The organism is Psychromonas arctica (genome assembly GCF_036697365.1).
In the GTDB taxonomy this organism is placed as follows: Bacteria; Pseudomonadota; Gammaproteobacteria; order Enterobacterales; family Psychromonadaceae; genus Psychromonas; species Psychromonas arctica_A.
Genome location: NZ_JBAHZA010000012.1, coordinates 1 through 23,998 on the forward strand (window position 1 = coordinate 1; position 23,998 = coordinate 23,998).

Sequence of the window (23,998 nt, forward strand, 5' to 3'; positions counted from 1 at the left end):
AGTACGTCTAGTTGTTGATTTCATAACACTCTCCGATTAATTGGTAGAAAAGTGTCAACCTTATTTAGGACGGGTCATAATCCATAAACAAAAAAGGAGAACATTGTTCTCCTTTTTTGATCTACTCAACAACGACTTAAAACAATCGTACTCTTAACGATTAGAATTAAACAGCTTCGCCATCTTCTTCACCTGTACGAATACGAATAACGCGTTCAACAGAGGTAACAAAGATTTTACCATCACCAATCTTACCTGTTTGTGCCGTTTTCATGATTGCTTCAATACAACGATCAACATACTCTTTTTTTACTACTAATTCGATTTTTACTTTCGGTAGAAAATCGACCATATACTCAGCACCACGATAAAGCTCAGTATGACCTTTTTGACGGCCAAAACCTTTTACTTCTGATACTGTCATACCTGTAATATCGATATCTGCTAATGCTTCACGTACATCATCCATTTTAAATGGCTTAATAATCGCTTCAATTTTTTTCATAATAGACTCTTAATGTTAATGGCAGAGCTACCTTCATAGATAACCTGCTATTTTAAATACAAGATGTAAGTTAATTAGCATGCATATTACACTATTCAGAATTCAATAAAAAACAAACTTTCTAATACTAAAGCTGAAATATACGCAAAATGTGATCTCTTATGAAGAGAGTAAAATGAGCTGTTTTTATGAAGTGTTTCCAATAAGTTAAGGGTTATATAGCACCTATTAGCTAAAAATTACTAATATTTAATAGCTGTAATATCTGCGCTAAGAATAAAAAGGGTCACAAGATTTTACTTTGTGACCCTTTTCAAGACTTCATCAAGTTAAGTAATGATTAATAAAGCTGACGCCAGCTTATTGGGCCAGTAATATTTAAATCATCATCAAAACAAGTCTGTTCGTTAGTAGTTAGGGTAATACAAGTCAACCCTTCCGCACTTTCGAATACAGTAATTTCTTCAGTACTTCCATCTTCATTGGTAATAGTTTCAGTTGATGTCGTTACAGAAGCGACTGATGTTAAACCTGTCGCAACACCATCAATATAAGTGTTCGAGCTATCTTCAGGTATCTCTTCAGATTCATCTACTGATGTCGTTGGATCATCTTCTACTTCAGTACCTGTGTCCCATGTTTGACCGGTATAAAGATTTAATTCCATATACCAACCACTACCACCTGCAACACAAGGGTCAGTCCCAGGTATTAGCGTTACAAAACTGACTTTGCTCCCTAAAATAGTACTAGCAACCACTTGGCGCTCTCCATAGTTGTTGGTATTACCATCTTCGGTGTTTACCAAATCAATATAGAAACCATTGATATTATCCCAATCTAACTCATTACTAGATAAAAGGCGGTTAGTACTACTTTCTTTAGTGATAGATTGTTTTTGTAGATTACTAAATCCGAAAGTAGAGCGTGAAGCAGTTACGACAGTACTACCTAATTTGTCCTCAATGACATAAAAGCTTTGTGTTGCCTGATCGTCGCTCGAGGTATCATCCGATTCAACATACTTACCTGTACCAAAAGCAATTAATACACCTTCGCCATCAGGATGGCGAACAACAGATGGGCGACTAGTAATAGGTTGAGACATATATTCAATGCCATCTAATGTTGGGCTGACAGCAGTAAACAGCGGAGCTCCATCAGTTTTGTTGATTCCCCAGTCATCAGGATCTTCACTAGAAATATCAAAGACCCACATATTGCCGAATAGGTCACCTGAATAAATATAATCGGCAATACCGTCACTATCGTTATCAACCAATAAAGGTTGAGCTAATGCATTAGGTCTATCTTCGCCAGTTGGATCGGTTTGCTCTCCCACGGTTAATCTTTTGATTAAGCTACCATCAGACAAATCAGCAATATAAATAGCACCCTCATCGTCTGTAGAGTTATATCCATTAGCAAAAACAACACTTGATATACCATTTGCAAGTTCAACAATTGTTGGCTCTGAAATACTTAACCCTAATCCCTCAAAACCATCGCTGTCAGTAGTAATTTCCCACTTCATCATATCTGTTGAAGGAGTACCGATGTCAGAAACATCGATAGCGTAAAGGCCTTTATAACCTAACCCTAAACGACCTACCAAAGTAGTTCTTGCAACAGACGTTGATACTCCGTCGATATCAATATCAACCATATCATTATCGTCAGAGTAAGCATTAATGCCACCATCTACTGAATATTCATGAATGTAAGCAGAATCAACAATATTACCGAGAGCGTCGTACACTCCACTTGGAATATAAGCAACTAACTCTTCTCCATCATCAGCATCAACAATATGCACCATGCCGTCATTAGCAGCAAAGGCAACAACTTCAGTTCCAACAGTATGGCCTTTCGAAGTTGAAACATAATAAGGACTAGAATTAATAACATCCCCCATAATGCTACTACGCTCTCTAAAACCACCGATCGTTGTTGTCACTTCGTTATCTCGATCACCACGGATATAATCGACTACGTTGGTCAGGTAAGAAAGTTTTTCTGTACTAGTACCTGTTGTATCTCCTAATAAACTCAATAGCTGATTATCAGTGAAAACACTAGTTAATGAACTTGCATCGGCAGAAGTCACACTGGTCAGTAAGCTATTTAAGATTGTTGAGCTAATTGCATCAGTATTAAACTCAAATACACTACCTTGCCCACTTAGATACAAAGCTTCATTACTACGAGTATAAATTAGACGGTCATCAGGAGACATCGCATCTAATTGCGTTGCGGCACTCCACGTTGCGCTACTTGTGTAGTCTCCAACAGAATTTACTTTATAAGCATTAACATCACCGTTCCATGTTTCTTCTTCAAAAGACGATTGGTAAGCCAACGAGCCACTAGTTAATAAATTAGAAGAGAAAGTAACAGATGAACCAGTCAACACACCGTCATAAGCTAAATCAAATGCAGCAGCTAATTGATCTTTTAATTCACCGGCATTGGTTACAGGGAAATAGTTGTCAGGATCTCCATCAGATCCACCATCATCTGCGCCACTTGTATCCCATTCACTGTCAAGATTTGGAGTACCATCGCCATCTGCATCATTAAAGCCACCCCATTTAGCTGCGTACCAAAGTGGTGAAGGTAAAAATTCTGCGGCATTGTCGTCACTAGGAAAGAAATTACGAGTTGCCTGCAAACCTAACTCAGTCCCGCTACCACTCTCTTTACGACTCTCAAATACTGTACTATCAGGCGTATCTAGATAATATTCAATATCTGCACCACTTACATCTTTAACTTCTAAGTACATACCATCATTAGTGGTACCAGAAATAATATAACCAGCATGTTGATCGATACCACCAGCGGCATAAGTTGAGTCTAAAGATATTTGTACGCCTTTACCTGTTTCTACACATTGATCGCCACTGTACTCTTTACAAAGTCCATCTAACACTTCATATGAATATTTTACAATCATATCCATATCATGATCGGCGCCTTGTTCCACATCTTCATAGTTGATACGGAAAACACCTGTTGTATCTGTAATCGATTCAATATACCAATCGACGATAGCATTTGTAGGTTGAAAATCGCCTTCATCAGCAGATATATTATTCCCCCAACCAACTGATTTTGCGAAAGGTACTATTTTAATAATCTCGCCATCAACATCCACTTCAATCTCAGGTAGAGTAGAGGCTAATGCAACAACCATAGTGGTTACTTTTTGGTCTTCGTCTTTGGTTAAATGTATATCGTTATTGAGCCCATAGTAAGCAACAGCAGCAGAACTATAACTACCTTTTTTAGTGGGCTCAGCAGGTGCGAGACCACGAACAGAGCCTAAACCAGAGATTTCCTTTGCGGTAGGTGCACCATCATTGTCTGAACCCGACTGCCCAATAAAGAATTGCCCGGACGTTTTTCCTTCTGAATTTGAAATTATAGATAATAATGAAGTAACACTGAAACCTGGTAGTGTAGTGCCATCGTATGTTTCATCATTATTACTTGAACTCGTAAATTGACTATATGCACCAGGAAGCTGATCAGAATCATAAGATGGGCTAATATCACTAATTAATAACACATTTGGGTTTGCGCACGTGCCTCGACCGTCGTAAGGGTCATCCCAATCAGGACTGGTTAAACCAACCTCTTCATCATAACCACCTGATGTTGAGTAGCTTGGGCTTGCCGATTCTGCCCCCGAGAAATAACGCATTGCTTCATAGAGCATCTCACCAGCAGGGTTTCCCCACGAAGCACATTGGCCATCCGAAATAGCCCCATTTACTACCCATCCACAATTTGTGTCATAAGTTTTATTACTATATTTAAAGCCATGCACTCTTAGTTTATCAATGGTTGCTACAATACCATCTTCAGTAGAAGTAAACTGACCAGTTTGCTCATCAACTTCTTCAGAAAACTCACTAATAGCTTGACGTAATACACCACCAGAAAGGTTCTTATTATAACTACCAGTTAACAGACCAAATAGCATTTGGTCACTTTCTCCATAATCGTGTAATAAACCAGTTGGTTTATAGTTTCCACTCGGATATAAATCACAATTAGTACCTTCGGTAAATCCATCAATACAGGCTTCTACTCTAACAACATAGTCATCACCGCTTGCATCAAGTACTGGGCGCTCAGTAGATGCCCAGCTCCAAACTCCCCAATCATCAGTAGAATAACTAACATTTTCACGCACACGTAAAATAGGATCTTCGCCTAATCCAGTATAAGTAACTGTACCGAAGAAATGCTGCTTACCTGAATCAGGAATAGAATAAGGTGTATAATCTGAAATATCATACCCATCCACTGCAACTGAGGTATAAGACTTTGCCCAACTATGCGCATCTTGAGGAATAAATACACGTTCTAGTACCGTTGTACCTTCGTCATCCGTACTACGCGTTCCGCCGTAAAGTACTTTACGTAACACATCCATACGCGTCATAGTTAAATAATTAAGAAAGTTACCACTCCAATGATTATTATTTGAGCAAACTGTTTCAATTGCTTTAGGTTTAAATCTGGATTTTCCGCTTCTATATTTATAACAAGCCGTAGAATCAAAATAACCTTCATAGGTATAATCTGGCTTAAAGGTAGTATCAAGCTCTCCATCACCATCAAGGTCAGAAGCGTCATTATAAGCTTCGTAAAATAACGTATGATCACGCCCCATAGTAAGCATCATCATAGGAGCTTCTGAAGTCCCCGTATAAAGCGGCTTAGTCGCAAGATCAAGATCTGCAGCATTAACTGATATTGACAGTAAATAACCTGTCGTTAACAATATCGTCCTTAATAATATTTTTTCCACAATAATATCCCTATTCCTTACCAACAATCTGATGCATCAGCTCCTGTGCTACCAGTATGTGTTATTGTTAATGTTCCACATTCATCTTCACTTTGAGCACCTGTTGATAAAGGTGCTGCCGATAAAGTAAATGTTGCTGCTGTTGCAGCACCGGTTAATCCATAATATTCACTAAACTCATCACTGACAGTAAAGTTAGTAACCTTAGCAGAAGAAATTGCGCCACTATAATCTAGATTCATGGAGTAATAACTTTCCATTAATTGTGATGCTTCTAACAATGTACGTATTGCTTCTTGTCTTCGAGTCTTCTCTAACACCCCTTTATAACTAGGGTAGGCAATTGAAGCTAAAATACCGATAATAGCAACAGCAATAAGTAATTCAATTAGCGTAAAACCTTTTGTTTTATTTTTATTCAATTTTAGCATATTTTTTCTACTCTAAAGTGATGTAGTAGCTTTGTAAATAAGCAACTGAATTCCCCTTGCCCTGTGCTTTAACGGTCACTCGATAAAAGCGTTTAGTCAAATCACCAGTGCCGACAGCAAGACCGCCGGTACCATCATCTTCAATTAAATAAGAAGGCGTTTCTGATCCAGCAGAGATTAAACCGCTTATGGCAGTTGCATCGCTCCAGTTATTAGAGTTTTTCCACCAATTAGCGCCGGTGTTAATATCAACCGCCAATGCTTGCAATGTAGGGGGATCAAGAAAATTCTCTGACATAACACTATACGCTGCAGATAAAGTTGACTCTGCAGAATTTAAACTTAAATTCTGGTCATAATTAGCTGTAGTTGTTTTGCGTAAAGAGATAACCTGCTGGCTTACTGCAACACCCAAAATAGCAATCACCACGACCATCAATAGTGAGGTAATTAGTGCTGTGCCACGCTGTTTATTATATATTTTTTGCACCTCTACCCTCCTTGATTTCCAATAATTACAGTTTCCATTACAACACTTCTATAATTGGTATCATTAGCAGCACTAATCGTTTGATTGAAAATAGTATAAGAATTACTATTCGTTAACCCGTGTGCAGATACGTCTTCTGATATCAATAAGCCCACTTTAACTCTGTTAATATCAGTCCAATCCGACACATCTGAAGCCGTAAAATAACGATAATCGTCTTCTGTACCATACAACAACTCCATGAACTCCACATTTTCATCTAATAAAACGGGGTCATCGTTGTTATCTTGGCACATTAACTGATTGCTTGTATTCACATATAAAAGTACTTCATTGCTAGTTGTATCATCTAAATCATCACCGACACAGGAAACAATTCCAGCTTCAGCTGCCCCTAAAAAGCGTACTACTAAAATATCAGAATCTACTTTTTCATCATCTATTTCACTTGAACTAGTCATCCCCTGGATAACCTGCCCATATGACCAAGCTTCCCCAGCATTAGATGTGCCAGCGCTAAACGTCGTCTCATTCTTTAAAGCAGCAGAATCTCTAAAGCCAGCTTGTTGTATGTACAATCTGATTGTCTGTATAGCCATACGGCTTTTTGTTACTAAACCCTGGGTGCTTCTGGCTGATTCATACGATCGCATATCACCCATCACTGAATAAAATAGTCCAGCTAAAATAAAAAGTGACACTAATAAAGCGATCATCAACTCAATTAAACTAAAGCCAGTATTGAATTTTCTCATTGAACCCATACTGACATGCTCCCGCATTGGTATGAATTTATTGTTGTTGTATCACAAACACCACTGCCTACACCGGTTTTAGCCGCGTCCCAAATTAATATCAAGTTATAGAGATTTGCATCAGAAGAATCTACTGCGACAGAAAAGCGTGGAGATGGTAAATTATTTTGTAAATGATCAAACCACTCAGCGAGTTCTTCCGTAGCAAATTCATCTTCATCACAGGTATTTGCAGAGCAATCTTTGGCCGCAACGATATCAGAACCATCACTCAAGTTACTAAAAACAAAACTACCAGCAAGATCCGAATTAGCACGCATTCTTTGAGCTAAATCTAATAGAGCAGTATTCGCAGTTTGAGCAAAAAAACCTTGTTGAGCAATATTCATTGACTTAGCTTGCATTTTTGCATGCCCTAACACGCCAATTGCCACAATAATTAAGGCGATTAAGACCTCAATTAATGTAAATCCTTTTTGAGCTTCCATCCTTAGCAGTCTCCTGATGCTTCTTCATATGTAATGCGTCCCATCCTACTTAATACCATCTGATACACCACTTTATTATCAGTGTTGCTGCAGATTTTAAATGTATTTGCTAATGAATGCCCTGTAGGAGTGAATTTAACTTCTTCAATCGAGCTAGTTATTAAATTGGTTTTGGAGCTAATGTTAGCAACAATTGTATCGCCACTATCTAAATCACCACTGCTATTATCGTCCTGATAAATTAACCATTCTCCACTCCAATCAGTGGTATCTTCACAACTAACTCCATCTGTTGTCGTACATAAGTAAACATTCAATCGTTCGCTTTGAGCTTGTTGTTTAGCTGTATAAATTGCACTAGCTAACGAGTCTCGAGTCGTACGTTCTTTACTAGATTCAATAATACTGTTGAAAGAGGGGACCACAATACTAAGGAGGATCGCCGCAACAGCAATGGTGATAAGCATCTCGATCAACGTGAAGCCTTGTTGATGCTTTTTGGAATTAATAAACTGATTCATAACATCCTTTGTTATAATAATATATTTTTGAAGATGCTTTATTAGATTACTCTTTATACAATGAATTTTATATAAAAAGAATATGGTTTTTGCTCTAAAAGAGCAGTAACAATGATAATGAGAGCAGATTCAAATTTAGAGTATGATAAATAGATCATTTTCATCATAAAAAAGGCAAGTATAAAGGTGTATTTACAAATTCAATACACCTCTTAAGAGATATTCAGAAAGGAGTGACTAATCTACCTGCTTAATTCGCAGTTCCGCTGGGACTTCAAACACGATGTTCTCTTCAACACCTGGGTTTTCAATGGCAATATCTCCCCCCAATTTTTGTAGTCTTTTAATTACTGCTTGAACCAACACATCAGGCGCAGAAGCACCGGCAGTCACACCAACAGAGTTAACTCCTTCGAACCACTCTTCTTGAATGTCTGATTCGTTATCGATCAAATAAGCATTTGCACCTACGCTGCATGCTTTTTCACGTAAACGGTTTGAGTTTGACGAGTTAGGCGAACCAACCACTAACACTAATTCCGCTTTATCCGCTAAATCTTTCACCGCATCTTGACGATTTTGTGTTGCATAACAAATGTCATTTTTACGCGGTCCTTCAATCTGAGGGTACTTTAGTCTTAACGCATCAATAACATGTGCAGTATCATCAACAGATAACGTTGTTTGCGAGCTATAGCATAAGCTCTCAGGATTTTTTACAGTTAATTTCTCTACATCCTCGGTAGACTCAACTAAGTAAATACCACCCTCTTCGCTATTGTATTGGCCCATTGTGCCGATCACCTCAGGGTGTCCTTGATGCCCGATCAAAATACACTCTTGATTACGACGGCTAGCACGTGTGACTTCCATATGTACTTTAGTTACCAAAGGACAAGTCGCATCAAACACCTTTAATTCACGGCGTTTTGCTTCCTCACGTACACTTTGCGCGACACCATGCGCACTAAAAATAACGATATTATCGTCAGGCACTTCGTCAAGCTCTTCAACAAAGACTGCACCACGAGATTTTAAATCATCCACTACATATTGATTGTGTACCACTTCATGACGAACATAAACCGGTGCAGGGAAAATCTCTAGGGCACGATCAACGATATTGATAGCGCGGTGCACACCGGCACAAAAACCACGAGGATTAGCTAAAATAATTTTCATAACAATCTCAATATAAAATAATGGGCAAATGGGTTAATAATAAATAATCAACCTAGACTTATATTTGCTTTATAAAACTTCTAATACATCTACGTCAAAGGTAACTGTTTGACCTGCTAACGGATGGTTAAAATCAACAGTAACACTATCAGCTACGATTTCACGGATGATACCTGGTAGCTCCGTTCCATCGGGTTGAGTGAAGCTAATAATAGTGCCAATTTCAGCAGGAACATCCGCTGAGAATTTGCTTAACTCAATATAATGGAAATTATCTGGATTTGGTAAACCAAATGCAGACTCTGGCTCCAAAGTAAAACTCTCCGAGCTACCTTCAGTTAAACCTAGTAAGCAAGCTTCAAACCCTTCTGTCAGGCTACCATCACCCATAACAAACTTAGCAGGCTTATTATCCACTTTAGTGCTGTCCACTGCTGAACCATCACTTAATTTAATAGAGAAATGCATCAATACTTCGCTATCTGCGGCAATTACTTTCTTTTCATTTGTCATTCTTTGCTTCTTCCTTTGCTTTTTCACGTTTCTCAGCCCAAAACAGAGAATCGATAATAATCATTGCAGCACCGATAAAAATAGCAATATCAGCAACATTAAATACAGGCCAACGATAAAAGCCTAAATCAAAATCTAAGAAATCAACTACATAACCAAAGATTAAACGATCAATAACATTACCAATAGCACCAGATAACACTAATGCATATGCGCTATTCATCCAACGATGGCTTGCTTTAGTGGTTTTCAATAAATAGATTAAATACCCAGAAACTGCAAAAGCAATTCCGCTAAATAAATATTTCTGCCAACCGCCAGCATCACCTAAAAAGCTAAAGGCTGCGCCATAGTTGCGGGCATAAGTAAAATTGAAAAAAGGCAGCACTTCGAAAGACTCATAAAGATCAAGCATTTCAATGGTTAGATATTTAGTAAATTGATCAACAATTAATACAATCAAAGATAACCATAAAAAGGTTAAACCTGTTGAAGAGTTAACGGGTGAATCAGAAACATTGTTTGTCATAAGATTTCCTAAAAAAAACGCCTTAAATCATTTTCATAACTAAGGCGCTTACTATCAGATTAATTTACAGCTTAATTAAGCTTAAGCGAATTGACGAGACTCGCCTTCACCGTCAACATTTGTAATACAACGACCACATAGTTCAGGGTGCTCTTCACTTTGGCCAACATCTTCACGATGATGCCAACAACGATCACACTTCGCAGCTGCACTTTTTTGTACTGCAACTGATAAACCAGATAATTCTGTAGCAACGGCATCTGCAGGAGCATCAGCGAATGGTTTAACAACAGCTTGTGAAGTAATTAATACAAAGCGCAATTCATCATCTAGTGTAGATAATAAAGCATTAACCTCTTCAGAAGCATACAAAGTTACTTCAGCTTCTAATCCACCACCAATAACTGCTTCTTTACGCGCTAATTCTAATACTTTATTTACTTCTGCACGTACCGAGATAACTTGAGACCACTTATCGTTATCTAATACTTCATTCTCAGATAAACCAAATAAGCCTTCGTACCATGTTTCAGTGAACACAAATTGATTACGCTCACCCGGTAAACGTCCCCAAATCTCATCAGCTGTGAAGCTTAGGATTGGCGCCATTAAACGTACTAAAGACTCAACAATATGGTACAACGCGGTTTGACAACTTAAGTGAGCATTGCTCCCTGTTTTTGCTGTGTATTGACGATCTTTAATAATGTCTAAGTAAAAACTACCTAAATCAATTGAACAGAAGTGCATTAACTTTTGATAAACAACATGCATATTGTAGTTTTCGTAAGCTTCAATCACTTCGTTTTGCATCGTCAATGTTTTAGCAACGATCCAACGGTCTAATGCCACCATTTCTGCTGCTGGCACTAAATCAGTTTTAGGGTCAAAACCATTTAAGTTAGCAAGCAAGAAACGAGAAGTATTACGGATACGACGGTAACTATCAGCACTACGGTTTAAGATTTCATCAGAAACAGTAATTTCACCTGTATAATCCGTTGAAGCAACCCATAAACGTAAGATATCAGCACCTAGGTCATTCATTACTGTTTGAGGTGACATTACGTTACCTAATGACTTAGACATTTTCTTGCCGTCGCCATCAACTACAAAACCATGGGTTAACACTTCTTTATAAGGCGCAACACCATTGATTGCAGTACTAGTTAATAATGAAGATTGGAACCAGCCACGGTGTTGGTCAGAACCTTCCAAGTACATATCTGCTTGCGCTTGTGTACCATCTTCTAGCGTAAACTCGTCACGAACACCCACTACTGAGGCATGCGTTGTGCCAGAGTCAAACCAAACGTCTAGCGTATCAGTTACTTTACGGAATTTTTCAGCTTCAAAACCTAATAAATACTCAGGCTCTAAATCGAACCAAGCTTGAATACCTTCTTTCTCGATTTTTTGTGCAATCAATTCCATCATTTCAACAGAATTCTCATGCAGCTCATCAGTCTCTTTATTTACAAATAAAGTGATTGGCACACCCCAAGTACGTTGGCGTGAAACACACCAATCAGGACGACCTTCAATCATTTTCTCGATGCGGCTTTGGCCCCAGCTTGGGATCCATTTAACATCTTTAATCTCTTTTAACGCACTATCACGTAAACCTTCTTGATTCATTGAAATGAACCATTGTGGTGTTGCACGGAAAATAATAGGCGTTTTATGTCTCCAACAATGTGGGTAGCTGTGTTTAATATTTACATGATGGATTAACGCATCACGCTCAGTTAACACCTCTAAAACTGCATCATTTGCTTTAAACACATGTAAACCAGCAAAGAACTCAGTGTCTTCACGGAATACACCGTTATCATTTACAGGGTTAGCAACTTCTAGGTCATATTTTAAACCAGCAGAGTAATCGTCTTGACCGTGCCCTGGTGCAGTATGTACACAACCAGTACCCGCATCGATAGTGACATGGTCAGCAACAATCGCTGGCACTTGTAGATCTAAGAACGGGTGTTGGAATAATTGCTTTTCAAGCGCAGCACCTGTTGTAATGGCTAAGACAGTAAACTCTTCGATACCGTAACGGGCCATACAATCAGCCACTAAGTCTGTAGCAAGGATTAAACGACGTTGACCAGCTTGAACTAATGAATACTCTACTTTTGCAGCTAATGCGATAGCGCGGTTTGCAGGTAATGTCCAAGGCGTTGTTGTCCAGATAACTGGTGAGATAGTACCGTGACCAAAGTCATCACCTTGTTTATCAAAACAAGCTAATACCGCATCAATATCAATCGCATTAAATGCAACATCGATAGCTGCTGATACTTTATCTTCATACTCAACTTCCGCTTCTGCTAACGCAGAACCACAGTCTGTACACCAATGCACAGGTTTTGATCCCTTGTGTAGGTGTTTGTTTTTAATGATGCTTGCTAGAGCACGTACGATATTTGCTTCCGTTTCGAAGTTCATCGTTAAGTAAGGCTTATCCCACTCACCTAAAACACCTAAACGTTTAAAGTCTTTACGTTGGCCATCAACTTGACGAGCAGCATATTCACGACATTTAACGCGGAATTCAGCAGGTGTTAATTTTTTACCTGGCTTACCGTGTTTTTGCTCAACTTTTAGCTCAATTGGTAGACCGTGACAATCCCAACCTGGTACGTAAGGCGCATCAAAATCAGATAATGTTTTAGACTTAATAATAATATCTTTTAAGATTTTATTAACCGAGTGACCAATATGAATATCACCGTTCGCATAAGGAGGGCCATCATGCAGAATGAATGTTTTCTTACCTTTTTTAGCCGTACGAATCTTGCCGTAAAGGTCTTCTTTATACCAATTTTTAAGCATATTTGGCTCGCGATTAGCTAAATTAGCACGCATCGGGAAGCCTGTTTTTGGTAAATTTAATGTACTTTTATAATCACTCATCGGTTTTTATTCCATCTAACGATCTATTAATTAAGCAGGTGCCATTCTCTAGCTTGCTGAATGTCTTTATCAATTTGTACTTTTAACTCTGCGAATGACTCAAAACGAGTTTCATCACGCAACTTACTCTCAAGTAACACTTCTAGTTGGCGACCATATAAGTCACCTTCAAAATCAAAAATATGTACTTCTAACTGTTGTCTTTCACCGTTAACGGTTGGACGACAGCCAATGTTTGCTACGCCAGTGTAGGTTTTATTGTCGATGCCTAAAATAGACACAACAAACACCCCAGAAACAGGTGATACTCGACGTTTTAAAAACAAATTAGCGGTCGGCACACCAATCGTTCGCCCTAGTTTTTTACCATGGCCAACACGCCCTGCTATACTGTATTTTCTGCCCAGCATTTGCTCAGCTTGTTGCAATTCGCCTTTGGCTAATGCACTACGAATGCGCGTACTACTTACACGGCAAGTATCTTGCGATAGACTTTTAGTATCCACCACTTCAAAACCGTATTTTTTGCCTGCTTCTTTAAGCAACGCAAAATCCCCTAAACGTTGATAACCAAAATGGAAATCATCGCCTATCACCAAAAATTTTACATTCAGCTTTTTAATCAATAGTTCTTCAATAAATTGATCGGCGCTTAGATTAGCAAATTGATGAGTAAAGGACACGCACAGTAGACGATCTAAATTTAATTTTTCAAGTTGAACAAACTTATCGCGTAAACGACTCAAACGACCTGGCGCATTTTTCCCTGCAAATAACTCAGCAGGTTGAGGCTCAAAGGTCATCACCGTAGACGGGACTTGCAAACGCTCAGCTTCTTTTAGCAAACGCGATAAAACAGCACGGTGACCAAGATGGATACCATCAAAGTTACCAATACTTAGCACACAACCTTGAGGTTGATGCTGTAAATTATGAATACCGCGTATTAATTCCATAAATAATGTCTTAATTGATTGTAAAACTAAGCGTTGAAAATATAAAAGAGCCGATTATATATTAAGGCAACAAAGTATTCAGCTTTCATTTTAACGATTTACCATTAAATCAGTTAACTGGCTTTAAAATGATGTAAACGTAAACCTAAAATGACATTGCTGACTAAATAGACCAAAGCACCACCAATAATTAATGCTACCAACTGTAGTATTGCATCAAATAAACTTAACTCGACCCACATGCTCAACGCAGGTGTCACGTATAATAAAGCAGCTACCATCACCGCACCTGAACAAATAATACGAATTAACACACTAATACTTTGCGGTTGACCTTGATATACGCCACTTTTATATAAACCAAACCATAACAAGCCAGCATTCAATGTCGCAGATAACGAAGTCGCAATGGCCAAACCAACATAACCAAATGGAATAGCAAAAATAATATTCAACAACATATTACTAACCATAGCAATAACACCAAACTTAACCGGTGTCTTAGTATCTTGACGAGAGTAATAACCCGGGGCTAATACTTTCACCAACATAAAGCTCAGCAAACCAGTGGCATAAGCGAACAAACTCATTGCAGACATGTTTACATCTTGGATATCAAACTCACCACGCATAAACAACACGCGTAACATTGGTTCAGCCAGTATCATCAAACCCAACATAGCAGGAACCCCTAAAAAGCAAACACTACGTATTCCCCAATCAAGCGTTTTAGCAAACGCTTCTGGAGATTTACTAACGTGGGATGAAGATAGACTAGGTAAAATGACAGTCGCAATGGCAATACCAAATAGCCCTAATGGAAACTCTAATAAACGATCTGAATAATATAACCAGCTGATTGAGCCGGTTTGTAGGAAGCTGGCAATAAACGTATCCAGTAACAAATTAATTTGGCTTACTGACACCCCAAATAAAGCAGGAATCATTAAAGTACGAATTTTTACGACACCTGGGTGATGCCATTGCCAACTAGGTTTAACTAATAACCCCTCTTTTTTAAGAAAAGGAATTTGGAATAGAAACTGTACTAAGCCACCAATAAAAACGCCGATTGCTAAACCAATTTCTGGTTGTGCTAATTGCGGAGAAATATACACAGCAGATCCGATGATCGCGATATTTAAAAAAACCGGTGTAAATGCTGCAACAGCAAATTTGCCTAAGGTATTTAAAATAGCACCCGATAACGCCGTGAAAGTAATAAACCATAAATAAGGAAAAGTGATTTTCAACATATCTGAAGCTAATTCAAACTTATACGCTTCGGTTCCGTCATGCCACCACTCTAAAAACCAACCGAAACCAAATAATGCAGTGATCACCGAGGAACCAACAACCCCTAAAATAGTGATAATAGTAATGATCGTCCCTAACGTACCGGATACTGCTGAAATCAGCTCTTTTACTTTGTCGCGAGACTGAGTTTTCTCATATTCGGTTAATACTGGAACAAAAGCTTGGGCAAAAGCACCTTCTGCAAATAAACGACGTAAAAAGTTAGGAATTTTATTAGCAAAGAAAAATAAATCTGCAGCTGCTCCAGCCCCCATTAAATTAGCAATAACAATGTCACGTACTAATCCTAAAACACGTGACACTAAGGTCATAGAACTTACGATCATGCCTGATTTTATTAACTTTTTACTCACACTGAATGTCCTAAAAACTAAGTCTTAATGAGACTTAGGAAACTGAAAGATAATATTCGCAACCACAAAATACACGTTTTCATTAAATTTAATAGCCATAACAATGGATATATCGACGAAACAATCGACACTGGATTTGCATCTGTAATGGGTTGAGTATAAAATGCGCGCAGTTTAACCATCCACCTGGTTTCTTACCAGTTATTTTATTGGTTAATAAAAAACCATTTGACAATATACGTGTTACAAGGCATATTCCACGACCTTTGATTATCCCTTGTTATACAGAATTTAGGAGTTAAGGTCTTGGCTAATATCAAGTCTGCTAAAAAACGTGCTTTATTATCTGAAAAAAGCCGTAAACATAATGCAAGCCGTCGTACAATGATGCGTACTTTCATCAAGAAAGTTGTTGTTGCAATCGAAGCTGCAAACAAAGAACTAGCTACGGCTGAGTTCATTAAATTACAATCAGTTTTAGATGCTTACGCAACTAAAGGTCTGATCAGCAAAAACATGGCAGCTCGTAAGAAAAGCCGTCTTTCTGCTAAAATTAAAGCACTTTAATTCTTACTTAAGAATAAGTCTTTTATTTAGAATATTAAAAAACCGACCTAGTGTCGGTTTTTTTATATCCAAAATTTATCAAAGTTCGATATGAATTAGTTTTAAATACCCATACCTGATAATGCATTAATTAAATCTTTTACAAATTTTCCTGCTACTGGATTGGTTTCTTCAAATTCAACTAACTGCTCTGTTATTTTTTTATCTTGGATTAATTTTGCAGGGTCACGAGAAAGAATAGCTTGTTGTAATTGGTCATGGACTGTTTTTAATTCGCCTGCTGTGCACTCATCTGCAATCACACCGTTAGCTAAAATATCGGTTAATTTTTCAAATTCACTCTGCACTTTTTTAATTGGCATATACACCTCACTTTTCATCGAAAATCAGATAATACCAATTACATTAAATACGTGATCTAAATTTTGCGTAAGAAAAATAACTGAGCTCAAGGCATTATTTAACAAGTAAAAAAAGATCCGTTAATTAGCGTAATTGATATAACTACTTTAACATCAGTCTATTGCTCGCTTTGTGATAAAGCGGTCAATAAAACGCGTAAACAATAAGTAACCTATCACAAACACAATACTCAGTCCGATTAATCCAATCTTAAACCAGCTATATGATTGATAAGCTTCTAAGAATTGACTGGAAATATAGATAGCAAATAGCCAATAAACAATGCGTAATAAGTAACCCCAAATAGGGTAACCCTTATCTGTTAACCATAACTTTGCCATCTACCTTCCTTGTGAAATAAAACTAACTATATGATTGGAATAAAATATTACGAATTATCAATATTAAAGCTTAAGACATCATTAATATGATCTTGTTCAGTTGCTAACATTAATAGTCTATCTAAACCTAAAGCAACGCCAGCACAATCGGGCAAATGATCTAAGCAATCCACAAATTTCTTATCGATAGGCATTTCAGCCAATCCCATATTGGCTCTTAATCGATTATCGGCTTCAAATCGTTTTAATTGCTCAGCACTACTATTTAACTCATAAAACCCATTCGCTAGCTCAATACTTTTATAATAAACCTCAAAACGATCTGCAACGCGAGTATCTTGAGTGTTAATACGCGCTAAAGCTGCTTGAGAGGCAGGAAAATCATAAACAAAGCAAGGTGATGTTTGACCAATCTTCGGCTCAATAGCAACACAAAAGAGTAACTGCAAAATAGTATCTTTATCGTCTTCATTATCTAATACATCGCCTAATTCGAGATGCGCACCAGCCAACTTAAGTTCCTCGTTAGAAGCACTCAAAGGATCGACCTGTAAATGTGTAAAAAAAGCATCTTGATATGTGCATCGAGTAGGCTCAAGGCAATTTAAAATCGCCATCAATAATTGCGTCATTTCATCCATCAACTGATGATGATTAAACCCAACTCGGTACCACTCTAATAAAGAGAATTCAGGGTTATGGTAACGTCCAGACTCTTCGTTACGATACACTTTAGAGACTTGATAAATAGATCCACTACCTGCGGCTAAAAGCCTTTTCATATGGAATTCAGGAGAAGTCTGTAAATATAAAGGAACAGCGCCATCAACTAGTGGTTTATCACTAATATTACGCCCTACAAATTGCGTTTTGAAACAGTGCAAATGCACATCAGTAACAGCAGCTTGGCTAAGTGAAGGTGTTTCTACTTCTAACACTTGTAAGCGACTAAAAAAACCTCTAATAGTGTTTAGCATGGCAGCTCGAGCCTTTAGCTGAGCCAGTGAAGCGTTAGGTAACCAGTTCATTATATCTCCTTTAATAAAGGACATTTTATACCAATTATATTAAATAAGTGATCTAAATTTTACGCAGGAAAAATAACTAATTTCAAGGCGTAATTTAAGTTAAGCAGTTGTTCTACTTACGAAAATCACAACGGAGAAATAAGTTGTTTTAACAAGTAAAATCAACCTCAATACTGGATAAGAAAACAAGCCAACACCGCTATTTACCCCAAATTTAGAGTACGTATTACCGATAAAGGCGACAAAGTATCCAGCAAGATTAAAGGCAGAAAACAGATACAAAAAAAACCAGCACTAGGCTGGTTTTATAGCAATTACATTAAGTAAATGTTATTTTTTAACGCGACCAACATATTCACCAGTGCGCGTATCAACTTTAATGATTTCGCCGATTTGGATGAATAATGGAACACGTACAACAGCGCCTGTCGATAACGTAGCTGGTTTACCACCAGTACCTGCAGTATCGCCTTTTAGACCAGGGTCTGTTTCAGTCACTTCTAACTCAACAAAGTTAGGTGGCATAACCGCGATAGGTGCATCATTCCAAGTCGTGATAGTACAAATGTTTTGCTCTACTAACCACTTGTCCATATCACCGACTGCGTTTGCATCAGCAGCGATTTGCTCGAAAGTATTGTTATCCATAAAGTGGAAAAATTCACCATCGTTGTACAAGTAAGCTAAATCAAAATCCATTACATCAGCAGATTCTACTGTTTCATTTGATTTAAATGTTTTATCAACCACTTTACCTGAGATAAGCTTACGGTATTTAACACGACTAAATGCCTGACCTTTACCCGGTTTAACATATTCATTTTCCATGATCACACATGGTTCATTATCGAGCATGAATTTTAGCCCGCCTTTAAAATCACTGGTACTATATGTCGCCATTACAACCTCTATAACTGAACTGATAAAAAATGCTTAAAATAATTGACGTGAATAATACCGCTGACTTGCCAACATGGCAAAAGGAACTCGCTAATGCGGTCAAAAATCCACAACAACTGTTACAAATATTAGAAATTGAGCAAGAAACGACACAAATAAGTGAGCTTGCTAAGAAACAATTCCCTATGTTGGTGCCTATGCCTTTTGTAAAAAAAATGCAAAAAGGCAATATTAATGACCCTTTATTAAAGCAAGTATTGCCTATTCACGATGAAGATTTGCAATTACCGGGTTACAGCACAGATCCATTAGTTGAACAAAATAATCAGCACAAAGGATTACTGCATAAATACAAAAGTCGAGTTTTAATCATTTTAAAAAGTGGTTGTGCTGTCAATTGTCGCTATTGCTTTAGACGTCACTTCCCTTATGCAGATAACAGCGTGAATAAATCACAACTAAACAACATTGTTAGTTATATCCAAGAGCACCCTGACGTAAATGAAGTCATTTTAAGCGGTGGTGACCCATTAATGACCAAAGACAAGCAACTTGCAGAGTTACTTGACCAATTAGAGGCGCTGCCACAATTAACACGCTTACGTATTCATACACGTTTACCCGTTGTTATTCCTTCGCGTATTACTGAATCACTGGCCCAGCGATTAAAACAAAGCCGCCTGAAGATAGTAATGGTATTACATATCAACCATGCTCAAGAGATTGATAAACCTTTTGCAGAAGCCATGCAACGCTGCCATGACGCAGGTATTCAATTGCTCAATCAAAGTGTACTACTGAAAGACGTTAATGCTGGTGTGGATGCACTAGTCGCACTGAGTGAAGCGTTATTTTCAGTCAACATATTACCTTATTACTTATTTCTTTTAGACAAAGTAGAAGGCGCTGCTCATTTCGACTTAGAGCAGAAAGAAGCACAACAATTGCACAAACAGATGCAAGCAGAACTGCCAGGCTATCTAGTGCCTAGATTAAGTAGAGAAATAGCAGGTGAACAAAGTAAAACGTTAATACATTCGTTATAATACAATGACATCAATAATTTAATTGCACAGGAGAAAGCAATGAGCAAAGAAAGCGTGCAAGCACAGCTGCAAGAAAACATAAAAATCATTTACCACAGAGCTGTGGATGCAGACCAAGCGTTAACTGAATTACGTAAACAGAAGAATGCAACTTTCGCACATATTTTTACAGAAGATACACCGTTTAGTCAGCATGCGAATACTTTCCTTCCTTACGTAGAAGAGTTAGCAGCGGACTTACAAGCGATGGAAGTAGAAGATGATGAGCAATATAAAGTGCAACTACCTGCACTAGTGGTAAAAATTGAATTATTGTTTAAAACTTTAAACGCTTTCAAAGAAAAACTGAAATCTAAATAATTCAGATTTCAACAGATTGATGACTACAGCAAATCATTACTGTAGTCATCAGTGGTTAAGATAAGGTTTCGTTACGGTAACAACATACTTTATTCCGGCCAGTATTCTTAGCTTCTTCTAGCGCTTGTTGTACAAAAGTCATTTGCTTACAAGCATCTTCAAGCTCTTCAATTTCCTGAACTTGCATCAACCCGATACTCACAGTGAATCCAATTTTTCTATCATTCACAACTGTTGGCATAGCGTTAATCTCACTTCTGATGCGCTCCATCAAAATAAGTGCATTACTTTGATCGGTTCTTGGCATTAACAAAATAAAATTTTCACCGCTTAAACGTGCAAACACATCAGTTTGGCGCATCTGATTATCGACTCGAAGCGTGAAATCAAGTATCACTTTATCGCCAAGATTATGACCAAATCTCTCGTTAATAAGCTTGAATGAATCGATGTTTAACATAGCAAGACAATAAGGCTCTTTGTAACGTAGATAACGAATATGCTCCTGAGCCATATTAATTTCAAAGTAACGACGATTATAAATATTAGTCAAATCATCATGAGTAACTAAATGCTGAAGCTCTTTATTATTGTCTGATATAGCTTTATTCTTCTCTTGGATAGTTTGTATATAGCCTTTTACTTGTTTAGCCATCTCACTCATGTCATCTGAGCCTTTAACCGCAATACGATATTGTTCTTGGCTGTCACCAGCATCAATGACTTGTCGAATTAAGCCAATTTTACGTAATAGGTTGGTCTGTAGAGTAATTAAAATAATCGCAACCACTAAGCTAGTTAATAAGAGAAGATAAAGAAACGACTCTCTTATTGATATTTTCTCTTCTACTTTAGTTAAATTGGTCAGGAATACTTTTTGTGCCGATAATGCACTGTCTCCCATAACAGTAATAATCGACTGAGTTAACTCTTTATGCTCAGCTTTCAACGCATCAACAACCGCTAATTGTGCTGAATACGCTTGGTAATCCTCTGCAATCGATGAAGGCCCAATTAACAAAGTAGATAACTCTTCAAACGCTTGTGTCGATATAGTTAATTTTAGTGGTGATATTATCGCTTCAATAGCCGATGAGTCGGTCTCTAAAGAAGAAGTATCAAGCAACGGATTGAATAATAAAAGAACATTATCAAGCGCAAGTGTAGTCTGGATTTTGCCTTGTTCTAGCGTCTCTTTTCGATATTGCTCAATGCTTTTATAATCAGATAAAACTTGCTCAAATAACGTTATTTTTTTCATCATCGCAGCAGAAATGACATCACTTTGAGAAGATAAAGTCATCGTTAAAGACAATAACTCTTGGTAAGAATACAAATTATTAGGGTATTTCTCTGATGTTTCCGCGACCACATTAGCTTTATCAGTAATGTAAACATTCTCCCACTCAAGATCTTCATCATTAGTAGCAAGGAACATATTATTAGTCGCAGCAAGTATCTTATTAGTTTGCACTTTAAGTTGAGTTATCTCTAATAAACTATCAAAGTGATCATCTTTAACACGTTGATAGTCTTCTTTAAGTTCGTTTAAAGAAGCAATCGCAGACATTCCCACAACACCCGTCATGATGGTGAGAGTAATCGTCATGATAACAACTCGTAAATTCAATTTATGTTTTAAGCGAGGCATATTGTCCTTGAGAAATGCATGTATAAAATAGCTCCTTAAGAGCAAAACTAATCCTTAAGGGTAATATTATATAGTAAAATTAAATAAATTGATTAAATCTTAATTCACAATTTAAAGAATAAAATTTTAATAAAGAGAAGCAATCTTATCAATTCTTAAATATAGGTAGCATGATAGTCCTCTTAAAGTAGAAGTACATTTCTGAGCATAAAATAATCACTTGAAGAACAAACAATAGCCTTTGTGTGTATGAATTTAAAGCAGTTTTATAAACCTAAGCAATCACTACCAAGATTTGCTAGTATCGCGGCCTTGTTCATAATCAAATTGCGTTTTAAATGATTTTAAAGGGACTCGCGCAATCCACTAAAAGGTATCTTTATGTTAACAGTACTTAATGCTTTGAATGGCTTACTGTGGGGTCAAATCCTCGTTTATTTACTCATTGGTACAGGCGTTTACTTCACAATACGTTTAGGCTTCATTCAATTCCGTCATTTCTTCCATACTTTTTCTGTCATGAAAGGCAGTCGCCAATCAGATAAAGAAGGCATCTCTTCTTTCCAAGCTCTTTCCACCAGCTTAGCGGCACGCGTAGGAACAGGAAATTTAGCAGGTGTTGCTATTGCAATCACAGTCGGTGGACCTGGCGCTATCTTCTGGATGTGGCTAATTGCAATACTAGGAATGGCAACCAGCTTTGCAGAAAGTACACTTGCGCAAGCTTATAAAGTACATGATGAAGAAGGTAACTTCCGTGGTGGCCCAGCTTATTACATGGAGCGAGGCTTAAATGCACGCTGGATGGGTAGCCTGTTTGCAATCTTCCTGATCATCGCTTTTGGTTTAGTATTTAATGCTGTTCAAGCAAACTCAATTACAGCAGCGCTCAATGAATCATTTAATCTAGATAAAATGACGGTAGGTATTGTACTAGCGTTAATATCAGGTGCAGTTATCTTCACTGGTATTCGTGGGATTGCAAAAGTAGCAGAGAGAATAGTACCAGCTATGGCACTTATTTACTTATTGATTGCCGCTTTTGTTGTGGTTATTAATATTGCTGAATTACCAGCTGTTATCGGTATGATCTTTGACTCTGCATTTGGTTGGCAGGAAGCAACCGGTGGTGCATTTGGTGCAATGGTTATGACAGGGGTACAACGTGGTCTATTCTCTAACGAAGCAGGTATGGGTAGTGCAGCAAATGCAGCAGCAACAGCCTCACCTTATCCTCCACACCCAGCATCACAAGGTTATGTACAAATGTTAGGTGTATTCATTGATACCATCATTATCTGTACTGCAACTGCATCAATTATCCTGTTATCAGGTGGTATTGAGTCATTCTCAGAGATGGGCGGTGTAGAAATTACGCAACGTGCTTTAGATTTCCAAGTGGGTAACTGGGGTGGCTCTTTTGTTGCAATTGCATTGTTGTTCTTTGCATTTACTTCAATTATTGCCAACTATTCTTACGCAGAAACTAACCTAGTATTTTTACAGCATAAAAATACACGCGGTTTAATCGTTTTACGTATTGCAGTGTTAGCGATGATTCTTTTCGGAGCAACGCAAAGTAATAACGTAATCTGGTCTTTAGCTGATGTTTCTATGGGACTGATGGCTATTGTTAATCTTGTAGCGATACTATTACTTTCAAATGAAGTTATTAAATTAGCAAAAGATTACAATCAGCAACGCAGTGCCGGCAAAGTCCCTACTTTTGATCGCACTAAACTACCTGAGTTAGACCGAAAAATAGAACCAGGTATTTGGGAAGCTAAAAAGTAAAATAAATAACACCGCAGACCTGACAGCATCAAAATGGATGAATGTTGTTAAGGTCTGCTACTCTTCTCTTCTATAAACTTTCCAAAACCTTCTTTTTATTGAAAATTCAGCTTAAAAAAACACCAAATTAA

22 protein-coding genes are annotated in these 23,998 nt (G+C 37.7%); 4 read left to right on the top strand and 18 right to left on the bottom strand.

Features of this window, described 5'->3' with window-relative positions; all coding sequences use genetic code 11:
- Positions 1 to 166: 166 nt before the first annotated feature.
- From glnB to murJ, 13 genes are all read right to left on the bottom strand, one after another.
- Positions 167 to 505, bottom strand: coding sequence for a nitrogen regulatory protein P-II (glnB, locus tag V5290_RS13055; RefSeq protein WP_025564863.1), 339 nt, complete (start codon positions 503 to 505; stop codon positions 167 to 169).
- Positions 506 to 845: 340 nt separating this feature from the next.
- A complete protein-coding gene (locus tag V5290_RS13060) occupies positions 846 to 5,327 on the bottom strand; it encodes a pilus assembly protein (RefSeq protein ID WP_333386517.1) in 4,482 nt (1,493 codons plus the stop codon).
- Between the two features lie 17 nt (positions 5,328 to 5,344).
- A complete protein-coding gene (locus tag V5290_RS13065; RefSeq protein ID WP_333386521.1) occupies positions 5,345 to 5,758 on the bottom strand; it encodes a type IV pilin protein in 414 nt (137 codons plus the stop codon).
- Between the two features lie 7 nt (positions 5,759 to 5,765).
- Positions 5,766 to 6,248 carry a hypothetical protein gene (locus V5290_RS13070; RefSeq protein WP_333386524.1) on the bottom strand — a complete coding sequence of 161 codons (483 nt, stop codon included), beginning with the start codon at positions 6,246 to 6,248 and terminating at the stop codon, positions 5,766 to 5,768.
- 2 nt (positions 6,249 to 6,250) lie between these two features.
- Positions 6,251 to 7,012, bottom strand: coding sequence for a PilW family protein (locus V5290_RS13075; RefSeq protein ID WP_333386527.1), 762 nt, complete (start codon positions 7,010 to 7,012; stop codon positions 6,251 to 6,253).
- The gene (gene pilV / locus V5290_RS13080) at positions 7,000 to 7,491 is read right to left on the bottom strand and encodes a type IV pilus modification protein PilV (RefSeq protein ID WP_333386529.1); all 492 of its coding nucleotides are present in this window, start codon (positions 7,489 to 7,491) and stop codon (positions 7,000 to 7,002) included. Before pilV ends, V5290_RS13075 begins: the two co-directional genes overlap by 13 nt.
- A 2-nt stretch (positions 7,492 to 7,493) precedes the next feature.
- Positions 7,494 to 8,012, bottom strand: a complete 519-nt coding sequence (locus V5290_RS13085; RefSeq protein ID WP_333386532.1) for a GspH/FimT family pseudopilin — start codon at positions 8,010 to 8,012, stop codon at positions 7,494 to 7,496.
- 237 nt (positions 8,013 to 8,249) lie between these two features.
- The gene (gene ispH, locus V5290_RS13090) at positions 8,250 to 9,194 is read right to left on the bottom strand and encodes a 4-hydroxy-3-methylbut-2-enyl diphosphate reductase (RefSeq protein ID WP_333386535.1); all 945 of its coding nucleotides are present in this window, start codon (positions 9,192 to 9,194) and stop codon (positions 8,250 to 8,252) included.
- A 69-nt stretch (positions 9,195 to 9,263) separates the two neighbouring features.
- Entirely contained in the window at positions 9,264 to 9,707 is a 444-nt protein-coding gene (gene fkpB, locus V5290_RS13095) for an FKBP-type peptidyl-prolyl cis-trans isomerase (protein WP_333386538.1), read from the bottom strand.
- Positions 9,697 to 10,236: a signal peptidase II gene (lspA, locus tag V5290_RS13100; protein ID WP_333386540.1), complete on the bottom strand. Its 540-nt coding sequence runs from the start codon at positions 10,234 to 10,236 to the stop codon at positions 9,697 to 9,699. The genes fkpB and lspA overlap by 11 nt, the downstream gene beginning before the upstream one ends.
- Before the next feature lie 81 nt (positions 10,237 to 10,317).
- Positions 10,318 to 13,152 (bottom strand): isoleucine--tRNA ligase, encoded by a 2,835-nt coding sequence (ileS, locus tag V5290_RS13105; protein ID WP_333386543.1) that lies wholly within the window; start codon positions 13,150 to 13,152, stop codon positions 10,318 to 10,320.
- Between the two features lie 26 nt (positions 13,153 to 13,178).
- Entirely contained in the window at positions 13,179 to 14,108 is a 930-nt protein-coding gene (ribF, locus tag V5290_RS13110; protein WP_333386546.1) for a bifunctional riboflavin kinase/FAD synthetase, read from the bottom strand.
- Between the two features lie 113 nt (positions 14,109 to 14,221).
- Complete coding sequence (murJ, locus tag V5290_RS13115) at positions 14,222 to 15,778, bottom strand: murein biosynthesis integral membrane protein MurJ (protein ID WP_333386549.1); 1,557 nt, start codon at positions 15,776 to 15,778, stop codon at positions 14,222 to 14,224.
- Positions 15,779 to 16,084: 306 nt separating this feature from the next.
- Here murJ and rpsT point away from each other — a divergent pair, with 306 nt between their 5' ends.
- Positions 16,085 to 16,345 (top strand): 30S ribosomal protein S20, encoded by a 261-nt coding sequence (gene rpsT, locus V5290_RS13120; protein WP_333386551.1) that lies wholly within the window; start codon positions 16,085 to 16,087, stop codon positions 16,343 to 16,345.
- 101 nt (positions 16,346 to 16,446) lie between these two features.
- Here the strand turns inward: rpsT and V5290_RS13125 are convergent, their stop codons facing one another.
- From V5290_RS13125 to efp, 4 genes are all read right to left on the bottom strand, one after another.
- Positions 16,447 to 16,707 (bottom strand): DUF4404 family protein, encoded by a 261-nt coding sequence (locus V5290_RS13125; RefSeq protein ID WP_333386554.1) that lies wholly within the window; start codon positions 16,705 to 16,707, stop codon positions 16,447 to 16,449.
- Positions 16,708 to 16,860: 153 nt separating this feature from the next.
- The gene (locus V5290_RS13130) at positions 16,861 to 17,088 is read right to left on the bottom strand and encodes a hypothetical protein (RefSeq protein WP_333386557.1); all 228 of its coding nucleotides are present in this window, start codon (positions 17,086 to 17,088) and stop codon (positions 16,861 to 16,863) included.
- Positions 17,089 to 17,135: 47 nt separating this feature from the next.
- Positions 17,136 to 18,116 carry an elongation factor P--(R)-beta-lysine ligase gene (gene epmA, locus V5290_RS13135; protein ID WP_333386560.1) on the bottom strand — a complete coding sequence of 327 codons (981 nt, stop codon included), beginning with the start codon at positions 18,114 to 18,116 and terminating at the stop codon, positions 17,136 to 17,138.
- A gap of 330 nt (positions 18,117 to 18,446) precedes the next feature.
- Positions 18,447 to 19,016 carry an elongation factor P gene (gene efp, locus V5290_RS13140; protein WP_113818581.1) on the bottom strand — a complete coding sequence of 190 codons (570 nt, stop codon included), beginning with the start codon at positions 19,014 to 19,016 and terminating at the stop codon, positions 18,447 to 18,449.
- 29 nt (positions 19,017 to 19,045) lie between these two features.
- On the opposite strand from efp, the gene epmB reads away from it, so the two are divergent.
- Together epmB and V5290_RS13150 are read left to right on the top strand one after the other, a co-directional pair.
- A complete protein-coding gene (gene epmB / locus V5290_RS13145) occupies positions 19,046 to 20,062 on the top strand; it encodes an EF-P beta-lysylation protein EpmB (protein ID WP_333386565.1) in 1,017 nt (338 codons plus the stop codon).
- A gap of 39 nt (positions 20,063 to 20,101) precedes the next feature.
- Entirely contained in the window at positions 20,102 to 20,422 is a 321-nt protein-coding gene (locus V5290_RS13150) for a hypothetical protein (protein ID WP_333386568.1), read from the top strand.
- Between the two features lie 55 nt (positions 20,423 to 20,477).
- On the opposite strand, the gene V5290_RS13155 is transcribed toward V5290_RS13150, so the two are convergent.
- The gene (locus V5290_RS13155) at positions 20,478 to 22,073 is read right to left on the bottom strand and encodes a GGDEF domain-containing protein (protein ID WP_333386571.1); all 1,596 of its coding nucleotides are present in this window, start codon (positions 22,071 to 22,073) and stop codon (positions 20,478 to 20,480) included.
- Positions 22,074 to 22,454: 381 nt separating this feature from the next.
- On the opposite strand from V5290_RS13155, the gene V5290_RS13160 reads away from it, so the two are divergent.
- Positions 22,455 to 23,867, top strand: a complete 1,413-nt coding sequence (locus V5290_RS13160) for an alanine/glycine:cation symporter family protein (protein WP_333386574.1) — start codon at positions 22,455 to 22,457, stop codon at positions 23,865 to 23,867.
- Positions 23,868 to 23,998 lie beyond the last annotated feature (131 nt).

Excerpts from the sequence above, each read along its gene's own strand:
- V5290_RS13130 (WP_333386557.1), bottom strand. The coding sequence starts at position 17,088 with ATGGCAAAGTTATGGTTAACAGATAAGGGTTACCCTATTTGGGGTTAC.
- ispH (WP_333386535.1), bottom strand. The coding sequence starts at position 9,194 with ATGAAAATTATTTTAGCTAATCCTCGTGGTTTTTGTGCCGGTGTGCAC.
- epmB (WP_333386565.1), top strand. The coding sequence starts at position 19,046 with ATGCTTAAAATAATTGACGTGAATAATACCGCTGACTTGCCAACATGG.
- ileS (WP_333386543.1), bottom strand. The coding sequence starts at position 13,152 with ATGAGTGATTATAAAAGTACATTAAATTTACCAAAAACAGGCTTCCCG.
- V5290_RS13085 (WP_333386532.1), bottom strand. The coding sequence starts at position 8,012 with ATGAATCAGTTTATTAATTCCAAAAAGCATCAACAAGGCTTCACGTTG.
- epmA (WP_333386560.1), bottom strand. The coding sequence starts at position 18,116 with ATGAACTGGTTACCTAACGCTTCACTGGCTCAGCTAAAGGCTCGAGCT.
- pilV (WP_333386529.1), bottom strand. The coding sequence starts at position 7,491 with ATGGAAGCTCAAAAAGGATTTACATTAATTGAGGTCTTAATCGCCTTA.
- V5290_RS13155 (WP_333386571.1), bottom strand. The coding sequence starts at position 22,073 with ATGCCTCGCTTAAAACATAAATTGAATTTACGAGTTGTTATCATGACG.
- efp (WP_113818581.1), bottom strand. The coding sequence starts at position 19,016 with ATGGCGACATATAGTACCAGTGATTTTAAAGGCGGGCTAAAATTCATG.
- ribF (WP_333386546.1), bottom strand. The coding sequence starts at position 14,108 with ATGGAATTAATACGCGGTATTCATAATTTACAGCATCAACCTCAAGGT.
- V5290_RS13075 (WP_333386527.1), bottom strand. The coding sequence starts at position 7,012 with ATGGGTTCAATGAGAAAATTCAATACTGGCTTTAGTTTAATTGAGTTG.
- glnB (WP_025564863.1), bottom strand. The coding sequence starts at position 505 with ATGAAAAAAATTGAAGCGATTATTAAGCCATTTAAAATGGATGATGTA.
- fkpB (WP_333386538.1), bottom strand. The coding sequence starts at position 9,707 with ATGACAAATGAAAAGAAAGTAATTGCCGCAGATAGCGAAGTATTGATG.
- V5290_RS13065 (WP_333386521.1), bottom strand. The coding sequence starts at position 5,758 with ATGCTAAAATTGAATAAAAATAAAACAAAAGGTTTTACGCTAATTGAA.
- V5290_RS13125 (WP_333386554.1), bottom strand. The coding sequence starts at position 16,707 with ATGCCAATTAAAAAAGTGCAGAGTGAATTTGAAAAATTAACCGATATT.
- lspA (WP_333386540.1), bottom strand. The coding sequence starts at position 10,236 with ATGACAAACAATGTTTCTGATTCACCCGTTAACTCTTCAACAGGTTTA.
- V5290_RS13150 (WP_333386568.1), top strand. The coding sequence starts at position 20,102 with ATGAGCAAAGAAAGCGTGCAAGCACAGCTGCAAGAAAACATAAAAATC.
- V5290_RS13160 (WP_333386574.1), top strand. The coding sequence starts at position 22,455 with ATGTTAACAGTACTTAATGCTTTGAATGGCTTACTGTGGGGTCAAATC.